This is a genomic window from Sphingomonas sp. CV7422 (genome assembly GCF_027945725.1).
GTDB classification, from domain to species: Bacteria; Pseudomonadota; Alphaproteobacteria; order Sphingomonadales; family Sphingomonadaceae; genus Sphingomonas; species Sphingomonas kyungheensis.
This window is the reverse complement of sequence record NZ_CP115900.1, coordinates 75,510-101,054: the sequence shown is the minus strand read 5'-3', so window position 1 is coordinate 101,054 and position 25,545 is coordinate 75,510. Positions and strand designations below refer to the sequence as shown.

The window sequence follows — 25,545 nt, the reverse complement described above, 5'->3', positions numbered from 1 at the left end:
GCTGCCGCTCACCGCCATGCCGTCGTGCGCAGGACGCGGATCGCGCTGCGCACCGGCACCGGCGGTTTGCCCGTCAGTATCCGCATCTTGTCCTTGAGGCTCGATCGCCCCGCATAGAAACGGGTGATGAGCGTCGGGTCGAGACGGTAGAAGCGCTCGATGATGCGCCAACGTTCCGCCGGATCGCCCGCGCGGAACATCATTGCGCTGAGCATGCGGTAGAAGGCGCCGCGCTTCCAGGCAGCACGGGCATAATCATGCGTGAAGCGCGCCAGCGCCTTGCCCGACAGGTCGCTTTGCCCGGCGAGCGCCACCGCCAGCCGCACCGCATCGGGCAGCGAATAGCCGGTGGTCGGCTGGAACAGCCCGGCGCGCATCCCCGCCTTGGCGACATGCGCGCCGCTCGACCGCCAATAGGTTTCGAAATCGCCGCCGAGCGTGATCGGCAGCACCCCGGCCTCGGTCCGCATCACGCTGTCGACCAGCCAGCCCCGGCCGGCGGCATAAGCGGCGATGCGGGTGCCGAGCGCGGCGCGGTCGATCTGCGGCGTATCGCTGTAATAGGTGTCCTCGACGAACATCCGGTCGTCGGCGAACGGCAGGCAATAGACGAAGCGATAACCGTCGATCTGCGCGACCGTCGCGTCCATCACCGTCGGGATCGGCTTGCCGTGCGGATGGTGGAGCAACAGCTCCTGCCCGAGGAACTTCTGCCAGCCGAGGTCGAGCACCGACAGATCGCCGGGGCCGCGGCAGTCGATCACGCCCTTGGCGGCGATGCGGTCGCCGTCGGCGAGCACCACCGCGGTCGCCGAGGCGGCGAGCACCTTGCGCCCGAGCAGGAACGCTCGCTCGGGCAGCTGCGCGCGCAGCACCGCGTGCAATCGCTCGCTCGTCACCGAATGATAGGTCGCCGCGATCGGCCGCGCGAGATCGGGGAAGGTGACGTCATAGCCGGTCCAGTCGTGGACGACCAATGGCGCGACCAGCCAGCGGTCCGCCGCGTCGACGTCGCTGCCGAAGAACGACCAGACGTGATCGCCGCCGAGATGCGGCGCCGCCTCGATGATCCGCACGTCGAGGTCGGGGCGGCGGCTGTGCAGTGCGAGGGCGATCAGCCCGCCGGCGAGGCCGCCGCCGACGATCGCAACATCGCAAGGGATGGTGGAGCCCATGGCTGCGCCTACCGCAAAGCGTCGCGCGCGAGAACTGCCATTTTCGACTCGCCCGCGCCGCGCTATCCCCAGCGACGATGACCCCGCCGCAGCTCACCACCGACCGACTGACCCTGCACGTCCACCGGCCGCAGGATTGGGCCGAGCTGGCGGCGATGTGGGCCGATCCGGCCGTCTACACGCGGATCGGCGGCGTCGCGCGTCCGCCCGAGGACGTGTGGCTGCGGCTGTTGCGCAGCATCGGCCAGTGGCAGGCGTTCGGCTATGGCAGCTGGGTGGTGCGCACGCATGACGGCGCGTTCGTCGGCGAGGCGGGGCTGCTCGAATCGCGGCGCGCGATCGAGCCGCCGCTCGCCTGGCCGGAGGCCGGATGGACGCTCGCACCCGCGCAGCATGGCCGCGGCTATGCGCAGGAGGCGATGACCGCGGCGCTCGACTGGGCGGCGGCGCATGGTGCACCGCGGACGACCTGCATCATCGATCCCGCCAATGCGCCGTCGCTGCGCCTCGCCGCCAAGCTGGGCTATGAAGCGGTGCGCGAGGCGTCCTATCATGGCCGCACGGTGCAGGTGCTGGAGCGCGGCGTCCGCGATTAACGCTGCCCCCGCGCACGGAAATCCGCTACATCCGTCGCCATGCTGCTCGCCGTCACCCTCTCCGCGCTGGCGATGACGTTGATCGTCGGCGTTCGCTATCTGATCGTTTCGGGCGCGTTCGCGGCGGCGACGCGGCTGCGGCATCCCGGCCTGTATCGCGGGCTCGATGCGCAGATGCGCCGCGAGGTGGCGTGGAGCCTCGCCTCCGCGGCGATCTACGGCATTCCGGCGGGCGTGCTCGCCTGGGGCTGGCAGGCGCATGGCTGGACGCGCGTCTATCGCGATGTCCACGCTTATCCCTTATGGTATTGGCCCGTCTCGATCCTCGTCTATCTCGTACTGCACGACACCTGGTTCTACTGGACGCATCGCTGGATGCACCGGCCCAAGGTGTTCAAGGCGGCGCATGCCGTCCACCACGCCAGCCGCCCGCCGACCGCCTGGGCGGCGATGGCCTTTCACCCGATCGAGGCGCTGACCGGTGCTGTGGCAATTCCGGCACTGGTGCTGGCAATTCCGATCCACGTCTCGGCTCTGGGCTTCGTGCTGATGATCATGACGGTTATGGGCGTAACCAATCATATGGGCTGGGAGGTTTTCCCGCGGTTCATGTGGCGGGGGCCATTGGGGGGCTGGTTGATCACCGCCAGCCATCATCAGCGGCATCATGAACTCTATGGGTGTAATTATGGGCTCTATTTCCGGTTCTGGGATCGCCTGTGCGGCACCGATCGCGGCGTCGGCGATTTCGCGCGCAGCCATGCGCGGGCCAGGGCGCAGGTCGCGGGCGGCGGCGATCGCCGCGCTGGTGCCGGCGGCCGTGCTGGTCTTGGGCGCGGCGCCGATCGCCCGGCTTGACGTCTCGGTCAGCCAGATGCGCTCGGCCAAGGGCATGCTGCGCGTCTGCCTGACCGCCGACCCGGAGAATTTCCCGGCCTGCGTCGACGATGCCGATGCGATCACCCGCTCGGTACCCGCCGATGCGCATGCGATGCGGTTCGAAGGCCTGCCGCACGGCCAATATGCCGTCGCGGTGATCCACGACGAGAACGGCAATCGCAAGCTCGACACGTTCGCCGGCATCCCGCGCGAAGGCTTCGGCTTCTCGCGCAACCCGCCGATCCGCTTCGGCGCGCCGCGCTTCGCCGCCGCGCGTTTTGCGATCACCGGTGATGCAAATCAGCAACAGATCAAGATGCATTACATGCTCTGATCGGTCGGGCAGGGATAGCAAAAGCGGTTCACCGCGTTACGCCGTCGTAACAGGTTTGGAGCCGTAGCCGTGTCGCTCAAGTTTCTCATGCCGCTCGCGCTCGCCGCTGCTGCCATCACCGCCGCCCCGGCCCAGGCGCAGGAGGCCGCCGCACCGGGGCCGACCGATTTCGACTTCAACCGCGACACCGTCACCGTCGGCGCCGGCGGCGTCTATCTCAGCGACTACGAAGGCTCGAACGATTATCGCTTCACCGCGGCGCCGGGCGCGGTCGGCTCGATCAAGGGCTATGGCTTCATCATCGCCGGCAACCGGTTCAGCGTCGACCTGATCCGCGACAAGCCGGGTCCGGTCTGGGACGTGCAGGCCGGCCCGATCGGCGTGGTCAACTTCAACCGCAGCAGCCTCAAGAGCATCGACGATCCCCGCGTCCGCGCGCTCGGCAAGGTCGATACCGCGATCGAACTGGGCGGTTATGTCGGCATCGGCAAGACCGGCGTGATCACCAGCGATTACGATCAACTCGCGGCGACGGTCAGCTATCGCCACGACGTCGCCGGCGCGCACGACAGCGGCATCTGGCAGCCGAGCGTCAGTTATCTGACCCCGCTCAGCACCAAGATGGCGGTGGCGCTGTTCGCTTCGGCCGAACATGCCGGCCGCGGCTATGCGACCACCTATTTCTCGGTATCGCCGACGCAGACGCTGGCGAGCGGACTGCCGACCTACAATGCGCGGTCGGGCTGGAAGAATTATTCGCTCGGCGGCCTCTATACCTATGCGCTGACAGGCGACCTGCTGCACGGCTTCAAGATCGTCGCCGGCGGCACCTATGTGCGGATGCTCAACGGCTTCGCCGACAGTCCGCTGGTCAGCGTCGCAGGTTCGCGCAACCAGTGGCTCGGGGCGGTCGGGCTCGCCTATACCTTCTGATCAGCCGGTGAGCGTGCCGGTCGCAACCACCGGTCCGGTCGGCAGCCCGGTCGGTGAGCCGCCGACCGGTTCGATCGAGATCGCCAGCACCGTATCGGCGGCGATCGCCTGCCGCGCCGCCGCGGGGACGACGAGCCGCGTCGGCCCGCCCGCCACCAGGCCGAGCGAGCGCGGCGCCTCCTTGCCGCGGATCGCCCACAGCTCGGCGGAGCGTCCGGCGGGGACGGGGAGCGCGCCGGTGATCCGCACCGTCGCCCGGGCGGGATCGTAGGCGGCAGCGAGCGGCGCCCCGCCGCCGGTCGGCGCGATCGCGGCGAGCAAGGGGGCGGGGGCCGGCGCCGGCATGCGCACCGCGATCTGCACCGGGGCAGGTAGCGGGCGCAACAGCTCGAACATGGTGACGCCGAGCAGCAGCAGCGCAGCAAAGCTCGCCACCAGCGCGAGACGGCGCCATGCCATATTGTCGTTGGCGGGCGTTGCCGCCTTGCCGTCCAGCGACGCCTCGATCCGCGACGCCAGCGATTGCGGCGCCGCCACCTCGGGCCAGTCGGCGAACAGCGCGCCGAACCAGTCGCGCCAGCGCTCCACGTCCGCGGCAAAGTCCGGATCGCGCGCCAGCCGGCGCAACGCGGCGGTACGCTCCTCGCCGTCGAGCAGGCCGAGCGCGAGCTCCGCCGCGGCGATATCGGGTTCGTCAGGCGGCGGCATCGAGGCACCCCCGTAACGCGAGCAAGCCACGCCGCACCCAGCTTTTCATCGTGCCGAGCGGCACCGCCTGCGCCAGCGCCAGCTCGGCATAGGTCAGCCCGCCGAAGAAGGCGCTGCGGATCGCGCTGCGCTGGCGCGGCTCGATCGCCTCGAGGCAGCCATGCAGGCGGCCGTGCAATTCGTCGGCGATCAGCGTCTCGTCCTGCGCGCGCGCCGGATCGGCGAGCGCGTCGGCGGCCTCGACCGGGGCGGCGCGCGCCCGCGTCTGGCGACGGCGCCAGTCGATCGAGCGGTTGCGCGCGATCGTCGCCAGCCAGGCGATCGGGCTCGCCCGTTCCGGCCGATAGGTGGCGGCGCGATGCCAGATGGTGAGATATACGTCGTGCAGCACGTCCTCCGCACCCTGCCTGTCTTCGCAGATACGTAGGCAGATGCCGAAAAGCTTCGCAGAGGTGAGTTGATAGACCGAACGGAAGGCGTCGCGATCGGCATCACCGGTGCGGATCAGCGCCTCGACCAGCGCGGCGCGTGCGGCGTTGGCGGAAGAGGGATCGGGGGATGACACGCGCGAAGGCTAACCGTCCGTCGCCTGCCCGGCAATGGTCCGTTGACCCAAATGATACCGAAGCGAATGTTTTTTGCCACAAAGACACATTGTTGCGGGAGTCGCCGCATCTTTCGGGATGGCACCGACGTATCTGACCGACGGCCGCCCGCTCCGGTGGGAGCGTAACCGGCGGACCGTGACACGGTGAGGGAGGTTGCTACCGATGGCCGAGACACAGCAGATCATCGAGGCGTTCGATGCGCGCGCCCGGCGGCGCGAGGAGCGCCGCGAATTCTTCAAGAACGCGATGGGCCTGGCCGCGGTGACCGCAGCCGGCGCGGCGGCGATGTCGTTCACCGGCGAGGCCGCGGCGCAAACCGCCGTGTCCGAGGTCGACGTGCTCAACTTCGCGCTCAACCTCGAATATCTCGAAGCGCAATTCTACAGCTATGCCGCTTATGGCGTCGGCCTGCCCAACAACCTGCTGACCGGCGGCGTCGGCACGCAGGGTTCGGTGGTGACCGGCAGCGGCACCGGCATGGCGCGGCAGGTGCAGTTCAGCGACGCCGGCATCGCCGCCTATGCGCGCGAGATCGCCGCCGACGAGGTCGCCCACGTCACCTTCCTGCGCGCCGCGATCCGCGGCACCGGCACCAGCGATTCGCTGATCGCGGCGATGCCGCAGATCGACATTTCCGGATCGAGCGGCGGCGCCTTCGCGGCGGCGGCCTCGAGCACCAGCCCGTCGCTGGCGGGGTTCGACCCCTATGCCAATGACGACAGCTTCCTCATCGCGGCCTATGTCTTCGAGGACGTCGGCGTCACCGCCTACAAGGGTGCGGCCGGCGCCTTGATTAACAACAAGACCTATCTGGAGGCGGCCGCCGGCATCCTCGCGGTCGAGGCCTATCATGCCGCGATCGTCCGCGGCGCGCTTTACGCCCGCGGTATCGCGACACCGGCGATCAGCACCGCGCAGAGCGACATCACCGCGGCGAACGCCATCTCCAACCTGCGCGATTCGGTCGACGGTTCGAGCGACCTCGACCAGGGGCTGACCACGAGCAGCAGCAGCGCCGGCACCGTGTCGAACATCGTGCCGCTCGACAGCAACGGTCTCGCGTTCAGCCGGACCCCGGCGCAGGTGCTCAACATCGTCTATCTGAATCCGAAATCGGTGACGGCGGGCGGCTTCTTCCCGAACGGCATCAACAACGGAAACAGCGGGCTGCGCAGCAGCGCCGCGAACTGAGCAGGGGTGGATCTATGACACACGAAACTTCCGTCCTCGCCATCGTCGAGGCTGCCGTCGCCCGTCGCGCCGCGCGTCGCGCCTTCATGAAGACCGCCGCCACCAGCGTCGCCGCAGCGGGTGGCCTCGCGCTGCTCGCCGGCTGCAACGACGACAACAATCCCTCGCCGGCCCCGACACCCACGCCGACGCCGACCGCGACCTCGGTCAGCACCGATGCGGCGGTGCTCAACTTCGCGCTAAACCTCGAATATCTCGAAGCGCAATTCTACAGTTACGCCGCATTCGGCGTCGGCCTGTCGGCCTCGCTGCTGACCGGCACGGGGACGCCCGGCGCGGTGGTGACCGGCTCGGGCGCCGGTTATCCGCGCGCGGTCGATTTCAGCGGCGATCCGCTGATCGGCCAATATGCGCGTGAGATCGCCCAGGACGAGATCGCGCACGTCACCTTCCTGCGCACGGCTCTTGGTGTCGCCGCGGTGGCGCAGCCGGCGATCGACCTGTCGGGCACGTCGACCGGCGCGTTCACCGCGGCGGCGCGCGCCGCCGGGGTGGTCGGGTCGACCGGGCTGTTCGATCCCTATGCCAGCCCGACCAACTTCCTGCTCGGCGCCTATATCTTCGAGGATATCGGCGTCACCGCCTACAAGGGGGCGTCGCCGGTGATCTCGGCGACCTATCTCGACGCGGCGGCAGGGATCCTGGCGGCGGAGGCCTATCACGCCGGGCTGGTCCGCTCGATCCTCTACACGCGCGGCATCACCAACGCCGATATCATCACCGCGACCACCAAGATCTCGGACGCGCGCGATCTGCTCGACGGCACCAGCACCGGCACCAACGGCGACGACGATCAGGGGATCGCCGGCACCAATATCGGCCAGGCGAATGCGATCTCGAACATCGTCCCGACCGATGCCAACGCCATCGCCTACAGCCGCAGCGTCCAGCAGGTGCACAATATCGCCTATCTGAACGTCAGTGGCAGCAACCGCACCCGCGGCGGTTTCTTCCCGGCGGGCACCAACAATCCCGATCCCAACTACACCGTCGGCCTCGGCTGACGGGTCGGTCCGCGGCCGGTCGACTGCCCCTTCCCGGCCGGCCGGCGCACGGGTCCTCCCTCGGTCTTGCGACCGGGGGAGGATTTTCGTTTCCCGCGGGTGCCGCTTCCGTCGCATCATGGGCGTTTTCCGCCGCGATGGGCTTGACGCCTCCGGCGGGATGCGGAACGGCAAGCCATCCAGGGGCGACGGCTGCGCCGCCCGCGCGTGGGGAGATCCCGAGTAATGACCGCCCAGACCGATACCGACAGCGCGATCGCCGCCGCGTTCGACGCCCGCGTCCAGCGCCGCACCGAACGCCGCGACTTCTTCCGCACCGCGATGGGTGCGATGGCGGTCACCGCCGGCGTTTCGGCGCTGACCATGGCGGGATCGGCCGAGGCGCAGACCACCACCTATGCCGATGCCGACATCCTCAATTTCGCGCTCAACCTCGAATATCTCGAGGCGCAATTCTATGCCTATGCGACCGGCGGCGCCGGCATCGCCGCCAACCTGCTGACCGGTGCCGGCACGCAGGGCGCCGCCAATTTCAGCGGCGCGCGCGCGGTGACCTTCACCGATTCGGTGCTCGCCCGCTACGCCCGCGAGATCGCCGCGGACGAGCTCGCGCACGTCACCTATCTGCGCACCGCGCTCGGCAGCGCCGCCGTCGCGCAACCGGCGCTCGATCTGTCGGTGAGCCCGACCAGCGCCTTCTCCGCCGCCGCGCTCGCCGCCAAGCTGATCAACAGCGGCGACAGCTTCAATCCCTATGCGAGCGAGGATGCCTTCCTGCTCGCCGCCTATCTGTTCGAGGACGTCGGCGTCACCGCCTACAAGGGCGCGGCGCCGCTCCTCACCACCACCTATGTCGAAGCGGCGGCGGGTATTCTCGCGGTCGAGGCCTATCATGCCGCGACGATCCGCGGCGAGCTGTTCCGGCGCGGATCGGCGAGCGGATCGGCGCTGATCGCCAGCGCCAGCGCGATCTCCGACGCGCGCGACAGCCTCGACGGCGGGACCGACATCGACCAGGGGATCACCCCCGGCACCACCGTCGCGCCGGGCCAGGCGACGCCGACGCCGACCCCCACCGCGACGGCGACCGCGACGCCGACTCCCACGCCGACCGCGACCGCGACGCCGACGCCCACCTATGCGGTGTCGAACATCGTCCCCACCGACGCCAACAGCATCGTCTACACCCGCACCCCCAATCAGGTGCTTAACATCGTCTATCTCAACGCCGCGGCGGCGAGCGCGGGCGGTTTCTTCCCCGCCGGCCTCAACGGCACCATCAAGGCGGCGGTCGCCTCCTGATCCCGCCCGAATCCGAACGCTTGCAGGGGTAGCCCCGATGACCGACCTTCCGACCGACACGATCCTCGACGCGATCGCCGATCGCCGCGCCGAACGGCGCAACTTCCTGCGTTACGCCGGCGGCGCCGCCGCCTCGGCGGGCGCGCTCTCGCTGCTCGCGGCCTGCGGCGGCGATAGCGGCAGCGGTACGCCGACACCGACGCCGACCGCGACGACGCCGACGCTCGCCGCCGATGCCGACGTGCTCAACTTCGCGCTCAACCTCGAATATCTCGAGGCGAGCTTCTACAGCTGGGCGGCGTTCGGCCAGGGGCTGACCAGCGGCATCGTCAGCGGCGTCGGCACGCTCGGCAGCGTCACCGGCGGCGCGCTGGTGCCGTTCCAGGACCCGATCGTGGCGCAATATGCGCGCGAGATCGCCAATGACGAGGTCGCGCACGTCACCTTCCTGCGCTCGATCCTGAGCAGCTCGGCGGTGGCGATGCCGGCAATCAACATCTCGGGTGATGCGAACGGCGCGTTCACCGCCGCGGCGCGCGCCGCCGGGGTGATCGGCAGCAGCGACGTCTTCAATCCCTATGCCGACGACATCAGCTTCCTGCTCGGCGCCTATCTGTTCGAGGATGTCGGCGTCTCCGCCTACAAGGGCGCCTCGCCGCTGATCGTCAACAAGGTGTTCCTCGAAGCCGCGGCGGGTATCCTCGCCACCGAGGGCTATCACGCCGGACTGATCCGCTCGGTGCTCTACCGCAAGGGCGTCGACCCGGCCGAGACGCTGGCCGGCGCCTCGACGATCCTCGCCAACACGCAGAAGATCTCCGACGCGCGCGACAGCCTCGACGGCAGCAGCGACGACGATCAGGGGATCGGCGACACCACCACCGCCAATGTCGTGCCGACCGACAGCAACGGCGTCGCCTACAGCCGCTCGACCGGGCAGGTGCTCAACATCGTCTATCTCAACAAGACCGCGGTGGGTTCGGGTGGCTTCTTCCCGGCGGGGCTCAACGGCAATATCCGCACCTCGGCGGCGAGCGGTTGATCGCGCCCGCCAAGCGCGTATAACGACGACATATTCCCCGGGGGAGCGCTGACGCAGCGCTTGAGAGGAGGGCCGCAGCCCTCGACCCGCTGAACCTGATCCGGTTGATACCGGCGGAGGGAGGGAGCGGTTTCATCGGGAAATCCGCATTCTCTTTCCGCGCATGGAGAGAGACAGATGGCCGACCGACCCGCCCCCGCCGCCACCAATGCGATCGGCGTCACCACCGGCGCGATTCGGGGATCGCGCAAGATCCACGTCGGTCCGCTCGCCGTCGCGATGCGCGAGATCGCGCTCGACCCCGCCTCGGGCGAGCCGCCGCTGCGCGTCTACGACACCTCCGGTCCCTATACCGATCCGACCGCGACGATCGACATCATGGCCGGCCTGCCGCCGCGCCGGGCGGCATGGATCGCCGAGCGTGGCGACGTCGAGGCCTATGACGGTCGCGCGATCCGCCCGGAGGACAATGGCCAGCTCGGCCCCGACCGGTCGGGCGGCGTCGCTCAATTCCCGCGCGCCGGCCTGACCCGTCCGCTGCGCGCCAAGGCGGGCCACAATGTCAGCCAGATGCATTATGCCCGGCGCGGCATCGTCACGCCCGAGATGGAATATGTCGCGACGCGCGAGAATCTCGGCCGCGAGCGGCTGGCGCAGTACGTCCGCGACGGCGAGAGCTTCGGCGCGGCGATCCCCGATTTCGTCACGCCCGAGTTCGTCCGCGACGAGGTCGCGCGCGGCCGCGCGATCATCCCGTCCAACATCAACCACCCGGAAAGCGAGCCGATGGCGATCGGCCGCAACTTCCTGGTCAAGATCAACGCCAACATCGGCAATTCGGCAGTGGCGAGCGACGTCGCGGCGGAGGTCGACAAACTGGTCTGGGCGACGCGCTGGGGCGCCGACACGGTGATGGACCTGTCCACCGGCCGCAACATCCACGACACGCGCGAATGGATAATCCGCAACAGCCCCGTGCCGATCGGTACCGTGCCCATCTATCAGGCGCTCGAGAAGGTCGGCGGCATCGCCGAGGACCTGACCTGGGAGGTATTCCGCGACACGCTGATCGAACAGGCCGAGCAGGGCGTCGACTATTTCACCATCCATGCCGGCGTGCGCCTCGCCTATGTGCCGATGACCGCCAAGCGCGTCACCGGCATCGTCAGCCGCGGTGGCAGCATCATGGCGAAATGGTGCCTCGCGCATCACAAGGAATCGTTCCTCTACGAGCGGTTCGACGAAATCACCGAGATCATGAAGGCCTATGACATCGCCTATTCGCTCGGCGACGGCCTGCGCCCCGGGGCGATCGCCGATGCCAATGACGAGGCGCAATTCGCCGAACTCCATACGCTCGGCGAACTGACCCACCGCGCCTGGGCGCAGGACGTGCAGGTGATGATCGAGGGGCCGGGCCATGTGCCGATGCACAAGATCAAGCAGAACATGGACAAGCAGCTGGAGGCGTGCGGCGAGGCGCCCTTCTACACGCTCGGGCCGCTGACCACCGATATCGCACCGGGCTACGACCATATCACCAGCGGCATCGGCGCGGCGATGATCGGCTGGTTCGGCTGTGCGATGCTCTGTTACGTCACGCCCAAGGAACATCTCGGCCTGCCCGATCGCGACGACGTCAAGACCGGCGTCGTCACCTACAAGCTCGCCGCCCATGCCGCCGATCTCGCCAAGGGGCATCCCGCCGCACAGCTGCGCGACGACGCCTTGAGCCGCGCACGCTTCGACTTCCGCTGGCGCGACCAGTTCAACCTGTCGCTCGATCCCGACACCGCCGAATCGTTCCACGACCAGACGCTGCCGGCCGAGGGCGCGAAGACCGCGCATTTCTGTTCGATGTGCGGGCCGAAATTCTGCTCGATGAAGATCACGCAGGAGGTGAGGGACTTCGCGGCGAAGCAGAACGCGCCGGTGGCAAGCTTCGTCGCCGCCGCGGAGGCGGAGGCCGGCATGACGGCGATGAGCGAGCAGTTCCGCGCGCAGGGTGGCGAGGTCTATGTACCGGTGGAATAAAGACTTTTATTGTTCGAACTGAGCCGAGACGATTGCTGCCTGCTTGCGTCCCGCAGACAGATCTATTGTGCATCAGGGACATAGTTGATCGGACTTGATCGATGCAGGTGACGGTTTAATCTTCCCGCATCGATCGGGATGACGGACGTGCGAGGGATTGGGCCACTGTCCTTGCTGTGCCTTTCGCTGGCGTGCTGCTCGGCAGCGCCGGCGGAGGACAGGTTCGCCCGCGACATGGCGCAGCGGTTCCGCGACGCAAAGCCGGGTGTCTCCGTCACGATCGACCCGCGGGATGCCTTGACGTTGCGCGTCACGATGCCCGGGCGGGAGCCGATGACGGTGATGCTCGACCATCTGCGGCACGTCTGTTCGCACTCGACTCCGGCGGACTGTGCGTCGACGAAAACAGAATTCGTCGAGAACACGCTGGCTCTTCCTCCCAAACCGCAATTCAACCGTAGCCAGTTGCGGGTCGTGATCCGCGGCAAAGACTATGTCGATTACGTCAAGTCGACGATGGCCGGAGAGCGCTTGCCGGTGATGCATCCGGTCGGTGAGGATCTGTTTGCGATCGTGGCGGCGGATACAGCAAAGACAACGGTGCTGATGTCGCCTGCCAGGCTTCGGGACTTGGGACTGAATCCCGCCGAGGGCTGGACGTTGGCGTTGCGCCAGACTCGGGCGACGCTTCCGAAGCTACCGACGGTCGCCGCTCTCCGAAACGCGCCGATCGTTTTCGAGCACTGGCCGTTGGCCGCGGCGCTGTTGATCGACCTTCCCGGCTGGGCGCGTCTATCCGCGGCAATCGGGCCTGATCTGTTCGTTACCGTCGTTGCCGACGATTACGTCTTCGTCGCGACCAAGCCGGATGGCGTCGACTTCGACGGATTCAAGGCGGCGGTCGTCGAAGATTGCGAGCAGCAGTCACGGTGTGTCTCGCCCAACGTCTACCGCTTTCGCGACGGTATGTGGCGGATCGCAAGATAACCGCTGCCCGCCCGGTGCGACACCGAAAGCCAGCAATACCGCCGCGGTGCGGCGTCACAGATCGGATGGACCAGCAACCGGGGGTTAGGCATGGCAGTAGCGATCGTCATGGCTCAGGCCGCGGAACCAGCGGTCGATCTTGCCGCGGTGTCGTCGCGGGCGAAGGCGCGGGTGTTGGCGATGCGCGGGGCGCTGGTGCAGACGTGGCTCGTTCCACGGGACCTCGGCGGTTCGGCGGATCGCGTCAACGAACTGTTCGTCCCGCCCGAGGCGGCACGGCGGATCGCCGCGGTGACGGCACGGCTGATGCTGCTGGCCGTAGGCGGCGGCAGGCGGCGCACCCTGACGGTCGTCCCCACCTATCGCGGCGCGAGCATCGTGCCGGCCAGCATCACCTATGTCGTCCATCCCGACGAGGAACGGGTGACGGTGCCGATCTGGTGACCGGTCACCGGATTTCGACGCCTTTCCAGAAGGCGATCCGGTCCTTGATCTCGCGCGCCGCGTCCTTGGGCTCAGGATAATACCAGGCGGCGTCGCGATTCTCGGCGTCGCCGACGCGTAGGCTATGGTAATGCGCCGTGCCCTTCCACGGGCAGACGCTGGTCGTCGCGCTATCGACCAGCACCGCCGGGTTGACCGCATCGCGCGGGAAATAGGCGTTGCCCTCGACGGTGACGATATCGTCGCTCGCCGCGATGCGCGTGCCGTTCCAATAGGCTTCGGTCATGTCCGGCTCTCCTTCGTGCTGCCAATCGCACGGGGCCGACAAAGGATGCGACGGAGCATCAGTAATGATAGCGGCATTGCGCGACTTGCAGCACCTGCTCCTCGCCGTGACCCGCGACGCGATAGACGAGCCGATGTTCGTGGTTGATCCGGCGTGACCACCAGCCGGTCAGATTACCGCCAAGCGGCTCGGGCCGGCCGATACCGGAAAACGGATGGCGACGACATTCTTCGATCAGCGCGTTGATCTTATCGACTGCCTTCGCATCCTGCTGCTGCCAATGGCGATAGTCATCCCACGCCGTCGGCCAGAAACTGACGTTCACGAAAACGGCACACCGTCTTCGCCGCTCTCGAAGCCCCGCACCGCCTCCAGCAAGCGCTCCGCATTCTTGGGCGAGCGCAGGAGGTACAGTGTCTCCTCGATCGAGGCCCATTCACTTGCCGAAACCAGCACTGCGCCTTCACCCCGCTGACGGGTGATCGCCAACGGCGCCCGATCGGCGACGACCTTGTCGATCATCGCCTTGAGGTTCTCGCGCGCATCGGAATAGCTGACGGTATGCATAGCGTCTCATTGGACAACAACCTGTCCAATGTCAAGATTCGACCATCTCCGGCAGCGCCCAGTCGATCGGCGCAGCACCATGCGCGACCAGAAAGGCATTCGTCCGGCTGAACGGGCGGCTGCCGAACCAACCCTTGTAGGCGGACAGCGGCGAAGGGTGCGGCGCGGTGAGCACCAGATGCGTGCCATCGTCGGGCACGAACGCCGCCTTCGCCTGCGCATGCGCGCCCCACAGCAGGAAGACGATCGGGCCGGGCTGCGCCGCGACTGCGCGGATCACCGCGTCGGTGAACGCCTCCCAGCCGCGATTGCGGTGCGACGCGGCGCGGCCGCTGGCGACGCTCATCACCGTATTGAGCAGCAGCACGCCCTGCCGCGCCCAATGGTCGAGGAAGCCGTGTCGCGCCGGAGCGATGCCGCAATCGGCCTGCAACTCCTTGTAGATGTTGACGAGGCTCGGCGGCGGCTTGACCCCGGGCCGCACCGAGAAGGCGAGGCCGTGCGCCTGGCCCGGCCCATGATAGGGGTCCTGACCGAGGATGACGACACGCACCCGGTCGAGCGGGGTCAGCGCGAGGGCGCGAAACCGCTCGTCGGCGGGCGGGAAGATGATCTCGCCCGATGCCGCCTGCGCCGCGAGGAAGGCGTCGAGCGCCGCCATCGCCGGCGTGGCGAGCGCCCCGGCGAGCGCCGCCTGCCAGCTCGGATCGATCGCCGGCGTCACCTCAGCGCTTGCGGACGAATTCGGCGCGCAGCACCAGGCCCTTGATCCCGTCGAATTTGCAGTCGATCTCCTGCGCGTCGCCGGTCAGCCGGATGCTCTTGATGAGCGTGCCGCGCTTGAGCGTCTGTCCGGCCCCCTTGACGGTGAGGTCCTTGATCAGCGTCACCTGATCGCCATCGGCGAGCAGGTTGCCGACCGAGTCGCGCACCTCGACCACGTCCCCAGGGCTGGTCCCCGCCGTCGCCGCGGCGGCATCCGCCGCGCTGATCCATTCGCCCGTCGCCTCGTCATAGACGAAGCTGTCATCGTCGTCCTGCATCGCATAGCCCCCAAGGTTGAGGCGACGCCCATACAGGCTGACGACCGGGTTAGAACAGCCCCGGCACCTCGCGCTGCGCGGTGGAGATGCGCGGACCGACCGGTTGCAGCGCCTCGCGTGCGGTCGCCACCGACAGCGCGCGTGCGTCGGCGCTCGCCGAGCTGCCGATCCGCGTACAGCTCTTGCCCTCGAGGAAGTCGAGCGCGGCGCGCGTCGACGCCTCGCGCGGGTCGCCCATCGCGTAACCGATGTCGTCGCCGGCGCTGCAACTCGCCTCCACCGTGCCGGCGAGCCCGGTATAGTACGCGCCCTGCCGCGCCGAATTCTGCAAGGCGAAGGCGATGACGCGCAGCCGGTCGTCGCAGGCCGAGCGGTCGAGCGCGATCTGGCCGACCGGCTTGCCATAGGTGTTGGTGCCGATCAGCCCGGCGTTGGCGTGCAGATAGGGAATATAGGCGTTGATGACATATTCGCTCGCCGAGGCGGTATTGTGGCTGCCGATGAAGGCGATCTTGGTCGCCGCCACCGATTGCGGTTGCGGAGCGAAATAGGCGGTCTGGTTTTCCGCCGATTTCTCCGGGCGGAAGGTGGTGTAGCTCTGCACGTCGGTGGTCGCGCGATTGGCGCCGAGCAGGTTGGTGAGCAGCTGCGCGGTCGTGAGCAGGCCGCCGCCATTGTAGCGCAGATCGACGATGATGTTGGTGACGCCCGCGGTGCGGAACTGGTCGAACGCGGCGCGCAGCTGCGCATCGGCGGTCGAGATGAAGGTGCGCAGATTGACGTAGCCGTAGCGCTGGCCGGCATCGGTGATGATCTGCGCGCCGTAGCGGCTCGACACCGGGCTCAGCGTGAAATCGGCCTTGGTGACCGAGACGGTGCGCGTCCCGCTCGCGTCGCGCACCTGGAAGTAGCGCGTCGTCCCCGCGGTGTCCGACCCCAGCGCGGTGTTGAGCGCGGTGCCGTTGTTGTCGACCTGGTAGAGCGCCGATACGGTCTGCAGGTTGCTCGCGCTGGTGCCGATCGCGACGATCTCGGCGCCGCGGTCGACCCCGGCGGCGAGGCCCGGCGAGCCTTCGAAGGCTTCGGTGACGTAGAGGTGGAGATCGCTGGTCAGCCCGAACCGCCAGCCGAAGCCGGCGGTCGAGCCGGAATTATAATAAGCGTCCTCTTCCTTGATCGAGGTGAGATAGGTGAAATAGCGATCCTTGCTCTGCGACCGCGCCGTCGCGGTGAGCGCGTCGAGATAGCTGTCGACGGTCGTATAGGGCGTCGGGTCGAGGCTCGCGGGCAGCGTGTCGTAGAACAGATACCATTCGCGCAATTGCGCCGCGACCCAGTCCTGCCGGTCGCGCAGCGAACAGCCGGTCGAGGCGGTCGGCGTCGGCGTGGCGGTCGCCGTCGGGGTCGGCGTGACGCTGCCGATCGACCCGGTCGAGCCGCCGCCACCCCCGCCGCCGCAGCTCGCCAGCATCGCTGCCATCGCCACGCCCGTCACCGTCCGCCGTATCACCACCGGTCGAATCCCCCTTATGTCTTCACGAGCCTAAGCTTGGTTTTCGCCGGCGGCAATCGCGATTGCGACCAATAACGGATCAAACTCAGCGACTTATTACTTTGACTTCATTTTGCGACGACTCGGCGGCCACCTGTTGGTGCGGGCTCAAATTTCTATCGGGACGTAGGGACGTGCCGCCCCGGCGCGCGCCTCAGCCGAGGCTCTTCGTCGCCTGTTCAAACACATCCTTGGACAGGCCGGGCGCGGCGACGATCCGTTCGAGCTCGGCACGCATCAGCGCGGCGCGGCCGGCGTCGAAGCGGCGCCAGCGCGCCAGCGGCGGCAACAGCTTCGCCGCCGTCTGCGGGTTGAGCCGGTCGAGCGCGATCAACTGGTCGGCGAGGAAGCGATAGCCGCTGCCGTCGGCGGCGTTGAAGGCGCGCTGGTTGGCGCCGAACGCGCCGACCAGCGACCGCGCGCGATTGGGGTTGGCGAGCGTGAAGTCGGGATGCCGCGCCAGTTCGGCGACCAGCCGCCCGGTATCGTCGCGCGACGACAGCGCCTGCGTCTGGAACCATTTGTCGATGACCAGCGCATTGCCGGCATAGCGATGGTAGAAGATGTCGAGCGCCGCCTCGCGCTCGTCCGAATAGCCGTTGGCGAGCGTGCCGAGCGCACCCTGACGGTCGGTCATATTGTCGGCGCGCTCGAACTGGCGGAAGGCGATCGTCGCGGCATCGTCGGCACCGCTCGCCGCGATATAGCCGAGCGCGACGGTGCGCAGCCGGCGGTGGCCCTTGGCGGCGGGGCTGTAGACATAGGCGCCGTCCGGAACACCGTCATAGGCGTCGCGCCAGCGAGCGGCGAGGCGCAGGCCGAGCGCCCGGCGCAGACCTTCGCGCGCGCGGAAGATCGCCTCGGGATCGACCATCGCGAGCTGGTCGCCGATGAAGCTCTCCGAGGGCAGCAGCACCGCCTCGGCGACGAAGGCGGGGTCGAGCGCGCGGTCGTCGAGCGTATTGGCGACCGCGGTGACCACCGCATCGTGATCGGCCCGCCCCTCGACGGTCGCGGCGACCAGCGTGTCGAGCATCAGCTGCTGCATCGCCTCGTAGCGCGCGAACGGATCGTCGTCCTGCGCGCTGAGGAAAGCGAGGTCGGCGGCCGAACGGTCGCTTTCGATGATCACCGGCGCGGAAAAGCCGCGGTTGACCGACAATACCGGGCGTTCGGTGATGCCGTCGAACACGATCGTGCTGGCCGGCTGGTCGAGCAGCACCAGCCGTTCGTCGCCGAGCGGCTGGCCGGTTTCCGCGCCGAACAGCTTGATGCGCAGCGGCAGCACCATCGCCTGTTTGTCGGGCTGGCCCGGCGTCGCGGGGACGTGCTGGGCGAGGCGCAGCGTCGCGCGGCCCTCGCCCGCCTGATGCGACAGGCTGGCGGCGACGCGCGGCGTGCCCGCCTGGCTGTACCAGAGGCGGAACTGGCCGAGATCGCGACCGCTCGCCTCTTCCATACAGGCGACGAAATCCTCGCAGGTCGCCGCGGTGCCGTCGAAGCGGCTGAAATAAAGGTCGGTGCCGGCGCGGAAGGCCTGCGGGCCGAGGATCGTCGCCATCATCCGGATCAGCTCGGCGCCCTTGTTGTAGATGGTCGCCGTGTAGAAGTTGCTGATCTCGATATAGCTTTCCGGGCGGACCGGATGCGCGAGCGGCCCCGCATCCTCCGGGAACTGGGCGGCGCGCAGGCCGCGGACGTCTTCGATTCGCTTGACCGCCGCCGAGCCCTGATCGGCGGAGAAGCCCTGATCGCGATAGACGGTGAAGCCTTCCTTGAGGCTGAGCTGGAACCAGTCGCGGCAGGTGATCCGGTTGCCCGACCAATTGTGGAAATATTCGTGCGCGACGACCGCGGCGATCGCGTCGTAATCGTAATCGGTCGCGGTATCGGGGTCGGCAAGGATGTAGCGGCTGTTGAAGATGTTCAGCCCCTTGTTCTCCATCGCGCCGAAGTTGAAGTCGTCGACCGCGACGATGTTGAACACGTCGAGGTCATATTCGCGGCCGTAGACGCGCTCGTCCCACGCCATCGACAGTGTGAGCGCGTGGAGCGCATGGTCGGTCTTGGCGACGTCGCCCGCGCGCACCCAGATGCCGAGCTGCACCTCGCGGCCCGACATGGTGGTGAAGCTGCCGCGGTTGACCGCAAGGTCACCCGCGACGATCGCGAACAGATAGGAGGGTTTGGGGAAGGGATCGTTCCACTCCGCCCAATGGCGGCCGTCCGCCAGCTCGCCCGCGTCGACCGGATCGCCGTTGGCGAGCAGCACCGGATAGCGCGCGGGATCGGCGACCAGCCGCACGCTGTAGCGGCTGAGCACGTCGGGGCGATCCGGGAAATAGGTGATGCGGCGGAAGCCCTCCGCCTCGCATTGCGTGCACAGGATACCGCCGCTGGCATAGAGGCCCATCAGCTGCGTGTTGCGCTCGGGCGCGATCTCCACCTCGGTCTCGACCGTATGTGCGGTCCCGGTGAGCGGGATGACGAGCTGTTCGCCCTCGATCCGCCAGGCGTCGGTCGCGACGCCGTCGATCCGCACCGCCAGCGGCGTCTGGCCCGCGCCGTCGAGCCGCAGCGGTTCCTCGCCATGCTGCCGCGTGACGTGCAGCGTCGCGGTGACGCGAGTCGCGGCGGCATCCAGATCGAACACCAGCCGCGTTTCCGGCACCAGCCAGGCAGGCGGACGATAGGCATGGCGGCTGATCGCGCCGGGGGCGTGATCGGGCTGGGCGATGGCATGCGAGATGTCGAGCATCCGGCCTTTATAGGACCGCCCGGCGGCTCTGCCAGTCCCTGCGGGTGGCGGCGATCGTGGAACGGCGACATAATGCCGCCGTTCAAGCCACATGGAGGCACGATGCTGCTGATCTTCGGCCTCGGTTACACCGCCACGCGGATCGCCGCTTCATGGCCCGGCGCCAGCGTCGGCACGACGCGCGACGGTCGCGACGGCACGTTGCGCTTCGACGATGCGGCGGCGGTGCAGGCGGCGATCGGCGCGGCGACGCATATCCTCTCCTCGGTGCCCCCGGCGGACGAGGTCGATCCGGTGCTGAGCCGATATGGCGAGGCGCTCGGCGGGCGCTGGCTCGGTTACCTGTCCTCGACCGGCGTCTATGGCGATGCGGCGGGGGCTTGGGTGGACGAACAGGCGCCGACCGGGCGCGGGCGGCGAACGGCGCGCGCCGCCGCCGATGCGGCGTGGCTGGCGCGCGGCGCCCGCGTGCTGCGGCTGCCCGGCATCTACGGTCCGGGGCGCTCGCCGCTCGATCGCGTCGCCGGCGGCAAGGCGCATCGCATCGGCCGCGCCGATCAGGTGTTCAGCCGCGTCCATGTCGACGATATCGTCAGCGGCGTGCTTGCCGCACGCGACGCGCCGGCCGGGGCCTACAATCTCGCCGACGACCGGCCGTGCGCGCAGGATGACGTCGTGACCTTCGCCGCGCGGTTGCTCGGCCTGCCGCCGCCGCCGCTGGTCGCGCTCGACACGCTGTCACCGATGGCGCGCGGCTTCTATGCGGAGAACCGCCGCGTCGCCAACGGCAAGGCGAAGCGCGTGCTCGGCTGGCAGCCGGCCTATCCCGATTATCGGTTCGGCCTGCGCGCCCTCAATGCGATGACCAGCCCGATCGCGGCGAGCACGCCCCCCGCCGCGGCGAGCAGCGACCAACGATAGCCTTCGAACAGCGTCGACAGCAGCATCGCGATCACCGGGACGATGACGCTCGAATAGGCCGCCTTGGCCGGGCCGATCTCGCGCAGGATGCGATAATAGAGCGGGAAGGCGATCGCCGAGCCGAACACCGCCAGATAGGCGATTCCCGCCCAATAGCCGGGCCGCGTCTCGATCACCGGCGGCCCGGTCAGCGTCCAGGCGACGAGACCGTCGACGATCGCGCCGATCAGCATCGACATCGCGAGCGTCGCCATCATCGGATAGCGTTTGGCGGTCTGCGTCGCCTGCAAGACGTTGGCGAGCGAGGCGGAGACGATCGCGACCGCGGTGAAGCCGATGCCGGCGAGCGTCGCCGCCGCGCCGGTCGGCCCCTCGCGCGCTTCGTGCAGGAACAGCAGCGCGATCCCCGCCATCGCCACCGCCGAGCCGGCGATCAGCTGGCCGCCCATCCGCTGACCGAGGAAGAGCCGCGCGAACAGCGCATTCGGCACCAGCAGGATCGCGAACACCACCGCGACGAGCCCGGAGGTGATGTACTGTTCGGCGCGATAGACGAAGTTGAAGTTGAGGCAGAATTGCAGCACGCCGACCGCCGCGGCAAAGCCCCAGCCGCGGGCGTCGAGCGTCACCCGCTCGCCGCGCCACCATGCCACCATCGCCATCGCGACGCTCGCGGCGAGGAAACGATAGGTCACCGACCAGCCCGGCGGCACCACCGCGATCTGGTCGCGGATCACCAGCCACGTCGATCCCCAGATCAGCGTGACGAGGGCGAACGGCACCAGGATCGCCGCGCGCGTCGAGCGCGGCGGGGCCTGCGTCACAGCGCGGCGATCGCCGCGGCGAGCCGCGCGACCTGATCCGCCGGACTGTCCCAGGCGGTGACCAGCCGGATCTCGCCCGCTGCCCAGTCATAGAAGTCGAAGCCCGCGGCGCGCAGCCGGGCGGCTTCCTCGGGCGTGGCGTGGAGGAACACCTCGTTCGCCTCGACCGGATGGACCAGCCGCGCCCCCGCCGCCGCGGCAAGCTCGGCGGCACGCGCATTGGCGGCGCGGCCGTTGTCGAGCCACAGATCGTCCTCGAGCATCGCCAGCACCTGCGCGGCAAGATAGCGGCCCTTGGAGAGCAGCAGCCCGGCGCGCTTGCGGCGGTACAGCGTCGCGGCGGCAAGCGAGGGGCGAAAGAAGACGAGCAGCTCGGCGCTCATCGCGCCGTTCTTGACGAAGCCGAAGCTCAGCGCGTCGACCCCCGCCTGCCACGTCACCGCGGCGGGCGAGCAGCCGAGCGTCGCCACCGCATTGGCGAAGCGCGCGCCGTCCATATGCAGGCCGAGGCCGCGGTCGCGCGCGAGCGCGCCGATCGCGGCGACCTCGTCGGGCGAATAGACGCGGCCATATTCGGTGGCGTTGGTGATCGAGATTGCATGCGGCTGGACGCGATGGACGTCGTTGGCGATGCCGTCGACCACCGTCGCGATGGCCGCCGGGGTAAGCTTGGCGCCCTCGCCGTCGGCAAGGTACAATTTGGCGCCGTGCGTGTAGAATTCGGGCGCGCCGCCCTCGTCATTCTGGATATGCGCGTCGCGATGGCAGACCACCGCGCCGTGCGGCGGGCAGAGCGCGGCGAGCGCGAGGCAGTTCGCCGCGGTGCCGGTCGGCACCCACAGGGCGGCGACCTCGGTGCCGAACAGCTCGGACAGGCGCCCGTCGAGCGCCCGCGAGCGGGCGTCGCCGTCATAGGCGGTGTCGAGCGTGTCGGCGGCGGCGATCGCCGCCATCACCCGCGGGTGGACGGGGGCGGCATTGTCGGAAAAGAAGCGCATCGCCCAGGGTCTTGCGGCGCGGCGCCGTCACCGTCAACCGCCGCGACCGCTCACCCCATCCGTTCGGTGAGGACGATCTCGCCCTCCACCACGATATCCTCGTCGCCGTCGAGATCGGCATCCTCGGGCATGTCGAATTCGGCGCTCCAGTCGTAGATCTTGGCGGCGCCGCCCTCGACCCAGACGCGCACCGCGCCGCTGGTGATCTCGCCGCCCATCGCGCCGACGAAATCGGTGACCAGCGCATCGGCGGCGCTTTCGTGATCGGTCACGCCGGGGATGCTCGCGGCGGCGATCTCCTCGTCCATCTCGATGATCTGCGCCCAGAATCGTTTTGCCATGTCGCTCTTCCTGAAAGTGTCGGAGCCTGTTGCCAGATCGGCGGCGAAAAGGCTTCGGTTAATGCCGCACGTAGAACAGATGCGAGCGGACCCGCGCGACCTTGACCAACGTGTCGCGCCAATAGGGCACCATCCAATCGGTATGGTAATGCGTCGCGCGGCCGACCGGCGCGAACACCCGGCCGCGCAGCGCCGCGCGCGCCGCCCGCCGTGCCGCGCCCCAGCCGAGGTGGATCGGCCGGCGTGCGATCGAGCCGTCGCAGGTGAAGGAAAATTGGCAGCCGGTGACGCGATCCGACCCTTGGTAGACGACGCCGCAGATCGTCTTGGGGAAACCCGGCGCGCGGACACGATTGAGGATCACCTGGATCACCGCCTGCTGGCCGCGGGCGTCGTCGCCCGCCTCGTAGAGCGCGGCGGTGGCGAGGCATTCGGCGGCCTGTTCGCGCGCCGCCGCGCCGCCCTGGAAGCGATAGGGCAGGGCGCGCAGCCGGCGGCTGGCGTCGATCGGCACCGCGGCGTTGGAGGCCCGCGCCTCCGCCATGGTGAGCGGCCTTGCGGTGCGCGGCGCCGGCGGCGCGGCGAACGGCCACGGCCCGATCGAGCCGGCGACGACCGCCACCACCGCGACGACGCCGAGCAGCAGCAGCCAGCGTTCGCTCGTCAGGTCCTGACGGCGCCGCCGGGCGCGGGAAGGGGAGCGTCGCTGCGCCATCGTGGCATCCGTCTAGCGCAGCCGCGGCGGCGATGGCAGGGCGCTACTCCTCGCCGTCATCCTCTCCGCGCCGATCGCGCGGCGGCGGGGCGTCGGGCGGCGGCGGACCGCGATCGCGGCTGGGCGCGATGCTGATGCTGCCGTCGCGGCCGAGCTTCATCTGCATGCCGAGCCCGTCGATCGTCCCCTCCGGAATCGGCAGATCGCCGATCGGCGCCTCGATCCCCTCCTCGGGGCCGACCACCGCATCGGGGTCCATCGCATTCTCCTCGACCACCACCGGCGTCACCACCGGCGCGATGTTGAGCGCGGAGACCATGAACTGGCGCCACATCTGCGCGGGGATGCCGCCACCGTGCAGCCCGGCATTGGGCGAGCTGTCGTCGTTGCCGACCCAGACGCCGACGACCAGATCGCCGGCGAAGCCGATGAACCAGGCGTCGCGGCTCTGCTGCGACGTCCCCGTCTTGCCATAGGCGGGCAGCGTCAGCACCGCGGCGCGGCCGGTGCCGCGCAGCGACGCGCCGAGCAGGTCGAGCATATGGTCGCGGATGCCGTCGGGCATGCGGCGCGGGCCGCCGGTCAGCGATTGCAGCCAGCTCTTGCTCGCGCCGCTGTCCTCCAGCCCGCGCGGATGGACCGGATAGCTGCCGTTGGCGACCGCGGCGTAGGCGGCGGTGAGTTCGAGCAGCGAGACCTCGGCGGTGCCGAGCCCGATCGTCGCCTCATTGGGGATCGGCGTCGAGATGCCGAGGTCGCGCGCCGCCTTGATGACGTTGCGCACGCCGACCTCCTGCGTCAGCCGCGCCGCGACGACGTTGCTCGACCGGGCGAAGGCGCGGCGCAGCGGGATCTGGCCGAGATAGCGGTTGTCGTCGTTCTTGGGCTTCCAGCCGGCGATCTCGACGCGGCTGTCGTCGGCCATCGTGTCGGGGGTCATGCCGGCGCGCATCGCGGCGAGATAGACGAACAGCTTGAAGGTCGAGCCCGGCTGGCGGCGCGCCTGCGTGGCGCGATTGAACGGGCTCTTCGCGTAGTTCTTGCCGCCGACCATCGCGACGACGCGGCCGTCCCGCCGCATCGCGACGATCGCCACCTGCGCCTGCCGCAGCCCGGCCTGGCGGACGACGCGCTCGGCGGTGTTCTGCAGGCGGCGGTCGAGCGTCGTCTTGACCGTCGCCTCGGTCTTGATCTCGCCGGCCTGGTCGCGCGCGTCGGGCAGCACCCAGTCGGCGAAATAGGTACCGCTCGGCAATTGCTCCGGACGGCTGGCGAGGACGCGTTGCGGCTCGACGCCCGCGGCTTCCGCCTTGGTGATGAAGCCGGCGTCGGCCATCGCCTTGACCACCAGCATCTCGCGCTTGCGCGCGCCCTCGAGATTGCCGGTCGGCGCGAGCCGCGACGGCGCCTTGACGAGGCCGGCGAGCATCGCCGCCTGGCCGATGTTCATCTTGTCCGGCTCGCGCCCGAAATAATGTTTCGACGCGGCGCGCAGGCCATAGACGTTGTCGCCGAAATAGACGTTCGACAGGTAGCGCGACAGGATCTCGTCCTTGCTCAGCCACGCTTCGAGCCAGAAGGAGATCATCACTTCGCGGATCTTGCGCGCGGCGGTGCGGTCCGAATCGAGGAAGGCGTTCTTGGCGAGCTGCTGGGTGATCGTGCTGCCGCCCTCGCGCACCCCGCCCGAGCCGACGTTGTGGACGAAGGCGCGCAGGATGCCGCGCGGGTCGATCCCCCAATGCGAGCGGAAGCGGCGGTCCTCGATCGCCAGGAAGGCGTCGGTGACGTGCGCGGGCAGCTTCGCCGCATCGACCGGCGCGCCGATGATCGCGCCGCGCCGCGCAATCGGCGTGCCGTCGTCGGCGGTGAGCGTGATCGACGGCGGCGTCGGCGGTTGCAGCGACTTGCTGAGCGGCGCGGTGATCGCCAGCCAGCCGATCGCGATGACGAGCAGGATGATGCCGACGCCGAGGCCGCGGACGATCCAGCGGCCGAGGTTGCGCGGCCGGCGCGGCGGCGGCGGCTCGCCCGCCGGATCGCCCGGCGCGACGAAATCGTCGAAACGCCCGGAGAAGCGCGCGTCGTGCGGGCGGTCATCGTCGAGGATATAGCGTTGGCCGATCGCGCTGCGGCGGGTGGAGTCTTGGCGCATCGGCTCGTCCCAGCGGTCAGCCATGAGGTGTATTACTATCCTAAAGCGGCGGTGGCAAGCGCGGGGCGGATTGGGCGGAGCGGTCTAC

Annotated in this window: 27 protein-coding genes and 1 riboswitch; of the genes, 12 read left to right on the top strand and 15 right to left on the bottom strand. The window is 68.8% G+C overall.

What is annotated here, in order from left to right:
• Positions 1 to 8: 8 nt before the first annotated feature.
• Complete coding sequence (gene crtY, locus PBN85_RS00530; RefSeq protein ID WP_271299803.1) at positions 9 to 1,175, bottom strand: lycopene beta-cyclase CrtY; 1,167 nt, start codon at positions 1,173 to 1,175, stop codon at positions 9 to 11.
• Between the two features lie 77 nt (positions 1,176 to 1,252).
• On the opposite strand from crtY, the gene PBN85_RS00525 reads away from it, so the two are divergent.
• The 4 genes from PBN85_RS00525 (at position 1,253) to PBN85_RS00510 (ending at position 3,917) form a co-directional block, all read left to right on the top strand.
• Positions 1,253 to 1,771, top strand: coding sequence for a GNAT family N-acetyltransferase (locus PBN85_RS00525; protein ID WP_271299802.1), 519 nt, complete (start codon positions 1,253 to 1,255; stop codon positions 1,769 to 1,771).
• Positions 1,772 to 1,810: 39 nt separating this feature from the next.
• A complete protein-coding gene (locus tag PBN85_RS00520) occupies positions 1,811 to 2,629 on the top strand; it encodes a sterol desaturase family protein (RefSeq protein ID WP_037535987.1) in 819 nt (272 codons plus the stop codon).
• On the top strand, positions 2,577 to 2,984 hold the full coding sequence (locus PBN85_RS00515) for a DUF2141 domain-containing protein (protein ID WP_443026773.1): 408 nt from the start codon (positions 2,577 to 2,579) through the stop codon (positions 2,982 to 2,984). Before PBN85_RS00520 ends, PBN85_RS00515 begins: the two co-directional genes overlap by 53 nt.
• 87 nt (positions 2,985 to 3,071) lie before the next feature.
• Positions 3,072 to 3,917: a MipA/OmpV family protein gene (locus tag PBN85_RS00510; protein ID WP_200870463.1), complete on the top strand. Its 846-nt coding sequence runs from the start codon at positions 3,072 to 3,074 to the stop codon at positions 3,915 to 3,917.
• Here the strand turns inward: PBN85_RS00510 and PBN85_RS00505 are convergent, their stop codons facing one another.
• Positions 3,918 to 4,625: an anti-sigma factor gene (locus PBN85_RS00505; protein WP_037535993.1), complete on the bottom strand. Its 708-nt coding sequence runs from the start codon at positions 4,623 to 4,625 to the stop codon at positions 3,918 to 3,920.
• A complete protein-coding gene (locus PBN85_RS00500; RefSeq protein WP_271299800.1) occupies positions 4,612 to 5,190 on the bottom strand; it encodes a sigma-70 family RNA polymerase sigma factor in 579 nt (192 codons plus the stop codon). The genes PBN85_RS00505 and PBN85_RS00500 overlap by 14 nt, the downstream gene beginning before the upstream one ends.
• A gap of 205 nt (positions 5,191 to 5,395) precedes the next feature.
• Here PBN85_RS00500 and PBN85_RS00495 point away from each other — a divergent pair, with 205 nt between their 5' ends.
• From PBN85_RS00495 to PBN85_RS00465, 7 genes are all read left to right on the top strand, one after another.
• The gene (locus PBN85_RS00495; protein WP_037535997.1) at positions 5,396 to 6,424 is read left to right on the top strand and encodes a ferritin-like domain-containing protein; all 1,029 of its coding nucleotides are present in this window, start codon (positions 5,396 to 5,398) and stop codon (positions 6,422 to 6,424) included.
• 14 nt (positions 6,425 to 6,438) lie between these two features.
• Entirely contained in the window at positions 6,439 to 7,488 is a 1,050-nt protein-coding gene (locus PBN85_RS00490) for a ferritin-like domain-containing protein (protein WP_037535998.1), read from the top strand.
• A 225-nt stretch (positions 7,489 to 7,713) separates the two neighbouring features.
• Complete coding sequence (locus PBN85_RS00485; RefSeq protein ID WP_037536000.1) at positions 7,714 to 8,790, top strand: ferritin-like domain-containing protein; 1,077 nt, start codon at positions 7,714 to 7,716, stop codon at positions 8,788 to 8,790.
• A gap of 37 nt (positions 8,791 to 8,827) precedes the next feature.
• The gene (locus tag PBN85_RS00480; protein ID WP_271299799.1) at positions 8,828 to 9,832 is read left to right on the top strand and encodes a ferritin-like domain-containing protein; all 1,005 of its coding nucleotides are present in this window, start codon (positions 8,828 to 8,830) and stop codon (positions 9,830 to 9,832) included.
• A 29-nt stretch (positions 9,833 to 9,861) separates the two neighbouring features.
• Positions 9,862 to 9,971, top strand: a riboswitch (TPP riboswitch).
• A 38-nt stretch (positions 9,972 to 10,009) separates the two neighbouring features.
• Positions 10,010 to 11,866 (top strand): phosphomethylpyrimidine synthase ThiC, encoded by a 1,857-nt coding sequence (thiC, locus tag PBN85_RS00475; protein ID WP_271299798.1) that lies wholly within the window; start codon positions 10,010 to 10,012, stop codon positions 11,864 to 11,866.
• A 234-nt stretch (positions 11,867 to 12,100) separates the two neighbouring features.
• The gene (locus tag PBN85_RS00470) at positions 12,101 to 12,853 is read left to right on the top strand and encodes a hypothetical protein (protein ID WP_271299797.1); all 753 of its coding nucleotides are present in this window, start codon (positions 12,101 to 12,103) and stop codon (positions 12,851 to 12,853) included.
• Positions 12,854 to 12,961: 108 nt separating this feature from the next.
• Complete coding sequence (locus PBN85_RS00465; RefSeq protein ID WP_271299796.1) at positions 12,962 to 13,297, top strand: hypothetical protein; 336 nt, start codon at positions 12,962 to 12,964, stop codon at positions 13,295 to 13,297.
• A 4-nt stretch (positions 13,298 to 13,301) separates the two neighbouring features.
• On the opposite strand, the gene PBN85_RS00460 is transcribed toward PBN85_RS00465, so the two are convergent.
• From PBN85_RS00460 to pepN, 7 genes are all read right to left on the bottom strand, one after another.
• A complete protein-coding gene (locus PBN85_RS00460; protein ID WP_271299795.1) occupies positions 13,302 to 13,583 on the bottom strand; it encodes a DUF427 domain-containing protein in 282 nt (93 codons plus the stop codon).
• Positions 13,584 to 13,641: 58 nt separating this feature from the next.
• On the bottom strand, positions 13,642 to 13,908 hold the full coding sequence (locus PBN85_RS00455) for a Txe/YoeB family addiction module toxin (RefSeq protein ID WP_271299794.1): 267 nt from the start codon (positions 13,906 to 13,908) through the stop codon (positions 13,642 to 13,644).
• Positions 13,905 to 14,150, bottom strand: coding sequence for a type II toxin-antitoxin system Phd/YefM family antitoxin (locus PBN85_RS00450; RefSeq protein ID WP_037536012.1), 246 nt, complete (start codon positions 14,148 to 14,150; stop codon positions 13,905 to 13,907). The genes PBN85_RS00455 and PBN85_RS00450 overlap by 4 nt, the downstream gene beginning before the upstream one ends.
• A 31-nt stretch (positions 14,151 to 14,181) precedes the next feature.
• Positions 14,182 to 14,874: a uracil-DNA glycosylase gene (gene ung / locus PBN85_RS00445; protein ID WP_037536013.1), complete on the bottom strand. Its 693-nt coding sequence runs from the start codon at positions 14,872 to 14,874 to the stop codon at positions 14,182 to 14,184.
• Position 14,875: 1 nt separating this feature from the next.
• Positions 14,876 to 15,193: an alkylphosphonate utilization protein gene (locus PBN85_RS00440; RefSeq protein ID WP_271299793.1), complete on the bottom strand. Its 318-nt coding sequence runs from the start codon at positions 15,191 to 15,193 to the stop codon at positions 14,876 to 14,878.
• Between the two features lie 49 nt (positions 15,194 to 15,242).
• On the bottom strand, positions 15,243 to 16,673 hold the full coding sequence (locus PBN85_RS00435) for a S41 family peptidase (RefSeq protein WP_271300807.1): 1,431 nt from the start codon (positions 16,671 to 16,673) through the stop codon (positions 15,243 to 15,245).
• Between the two features lie 226 nt (positions 16,674 to 16,899).
• The gene (pepN, locus tag PBN85_RS00430; RefSeq protein WP_271299792.1) at positions 16,900 to 19,503 is read right to left on the bottom strand and encodes an aminopeptidase N; all 2,604 of its coding nucleotides are present in this window, start codon (positions 19,501 to 19,503) and stop codon (positions 16,900 to 16,902) included.
• A 102-nt stretch (positions 19,504 to 19,605) separates the two neighbouring features.
• Between pepN and PBN85_RS00425 the strand changes: the two genes are divergently transcribed.
• The gene (locus tag PBN85_RS00425; RefSeq protein ID WP_271299791.1) at positions 19,606 to 20,424 is read left to right on the top strand and encodes an NAD(P)-dependent oxidoreductase; all 819 of its coding nucleotides are present in this window, start codon (positions 19,606 to 19,608) and stop codon (positions 20,422 to 20,424) included.
• Here the strand turns inward: PBN85_RS00425 and PBN85_RS00420 are convergent.
• Genes PBN85_RS00420 through PBN85_RS00400 form a run of 5 tightly spaced genes read right to left on the bottom strand, consistent with a single transcriptional unit; the run spans position 20,334 to position 25,457 of the window.
• Positions 20,334 to 21,248, bottom strand: coding sequence for a DMT family transporter (locus PBN85_RS00420; protein WP_037536016.1), 915 nt, complete (start codon positions 21,246 to 21,248; stop codon positions 20,334 to 20,336). The genes PBN85_RS00425 and PBN85_RS00420 overlap by 91 nt on opposite strands.
• Entirely contained in the window at positions 21,245 to 22,246 is a 1,002-nt protein-coding gene (locus PBN85_RS00415) for a threonine aldolase family protein (RefSeq protein WP_271299790.1), read from the bottom strand. The genes PBN85_RS00420 and PBN85_RS00415 overlap by 4 nt, the downstream gene beginning before the upstream one ends.
• 50 nt (positions 22,247 to 22,296) lie before the next feature.
• Entirely contained in the window at positions 22,297 to 22,587 is a 291-nt protein-coding gene (locus PBN85_RS00410; RefSeq protein ID WP_271299789.1) for a hypothetical protein, read from the bottom strand.
• A gap of 58 nt (positions 22,588 to 22,645) precedes the next feature.
• The gene (locus PBN85_RS00405; RefSeq protein WP_051583649.1) at positions 22,646 to 23,302 is read right to left on the bottom strand and encodes a cell wall hydrolase; all 657 of its coding nucleotides are present in this window, start codon (positions 23,300 to 23,302) and stop codon (positions 22,646 to 22,648) included.
• Positions 23,303 to 23,345: 43 nt separating this feature from the next.
• On the bottom strand, positions 23,346 to 25,457 hold the full coding sequence (locus PBN85_RS00400) for a transglycosylase domain-containing protein (protein ID WP_443026755.1): 2,112 nt from the start codon (positions 25,455 to 25,457) through the stop codon (positions 23,346 to 23,348).
• Positions 25,458 to 25,545 lie beyond the last annotated feature (88 nt).

Excerpts from the sequence above, each read along its gene's own strand:
- crtY (WP_271299803.1), bottom strand. The coding sequence starts at position 1,175 with ATGGGCTCCACCATCCCTTGCGATGTTGCGATCGTCGGCGGCGGCCTC.
- PBN85_RS00525 (WP_271299802.1), top strand. The coding sequence starts at position 1,253 with ATGACCCCGCCGCAGCTCACCACCGACCGACTGACCCTGCACGTCCAC.
- PBN85_RS00520 (WP_037535987.1), top strand. The coding sequence starts at position 1,811 with ATGCTGCTCGCCGTCACCCTCTCCGCGCTGGCGATGACGTTGATCGTC.
- PBN85_RS00510 (WP_200870463.1), top strand. The coding sequence starts at position 3,072 with ATGCCGCTCGCGCTCGCCGCTGCTGCCATCACCGCCGCCCCGGCCCAG.
- PBN85_RS00505 (WP_037535993.1), bottom strand. The coding sequence starts at position 4,625 with ATGCCGCCGCCTGACGAACCCGATATCGCCGCGGCGGAGCTCGCGCTC.
- PBN85_RS00495 (WP_037535997.1), top strand. The coding sequence starts at position 5,396 with ATGGCCGAGACACAGCAGATCATCGAGGCGTTCGATGCGCGCGCCCGG.
- PBN85_RS00490 (WP_037535998.1), top strand. The coding sequence starts at position 6,439 with ATGACACACGAAACTTCCGTCCTCGCCATCGTCGAGGCTGCCGTCGCC.
- PBN85_RS00485 (WP_037536000.1), top strand. The coding sequence starts at position 7,714 with ATGACCGCCCAGACCGATACCGACAGCGCGATCGCCGCCGCGTTCGAC.
- PBN85_RS00480 (WP_271299799.1), top strand. The coding sequence starts at position 8,828 with ATGACCGACCTTCCGACCGACACGATCCTCGACGCGATCGCCGATCGC.
- thiC (WP_271299798.1), top strand. The coding sequence starts at position 10,010 with ATGGCCGACCGACCCGCCCCCGCCGCCACCAATGCGATCGGCGTCACC.
- PBN85_RS00470 (WP_271299797.1), top strand. The coding sequence starts at position 12,101 with ATGGCGCAGCGGTTCCGCGACGCAAAGCCGGGTGTCTCCGTCACGATC.
- PBN85_RS00465 (WP_271299796.1), top strand. The coding sequence starts at position 12,962 with ATGGCTCAGGCCGCGGAACCAGCGGTCGATCTTGCCGCGGTGTCGTCG.
- PBN85_RS00460 (WP_271299795.1), bottom strand. The coding sequence starts at position 13,583 with ATGACCGAAGCCTATTGGAACGGCACGCGCATCGCGGCGAGCGACGAT.
- PBN85_RS00450 (WP_037536012.1), bottom strand. The coding sequence starts at position 14,150 with ATGCATACCGTCAGCTATTCCGATGCGCGCGAGAACCTCAAGGCGATG.
- PBN85_RS00440 (WP_271299793.1), bottom strand. The coding sequence starts at position 15,193 with ATGCAGGACGACGATGACAGCTTCGTCTATGACGAGGCGACGGGCGAA.
- PBN85_RS00435 (WP_271300807.1), bottom strand. The coding sequence starts at position 16,673 with ATGGCAGCGATGCTGGCGAGCTGCGGCGGCGGGGGTGGCGGCGGCTCG.
- pepN (WP_271299792.1), bottom strand. The coding sequence starts at position 19,503 with ATGCTCGACATCTCGCATGCCATCGCCCAGCCCGATCACGCCCCCGGC.
- PBN85_RS00425 (WP_271299791.1), top strand. The coding sequence starts at position 19,606 with ATGCTGCTGATCTTCGGCCTCGGTTACACCGCCACGCGGATCGCCGCT.
- PBN85_RS00415 (WP_271299790.1), bottom strand. The coding sequence starts at position 22,246 with ATGCGCTTCTTTTCCGACAATGCCGCCCCCGTCCACCCGCGGGTGATG.
- PBN85_RS00410 (WP_271299789.1), bottom strand. The coding sequence starts at position 22,587 with ATGGCAAAACGATTCTGGGCGCAGATCATCGAGATGGACGAGGAGATC.
- PBN85_RS00405 (WP_051583649.1), bottom strand. The coding sequence starts at position 23,302 with ATGGCGCAGCGACGCTCCCCTTCCCGCGCCCGGCGGCGCCGTCAGGAC.
- PBN85_RS00400 (WP_443026755.1), bottom strand. The coding sequence starts at position 25,457 with ATGCGCCAAGACTCCACCCGCCGCAGCGCGATCGGCCAACGCTATATC.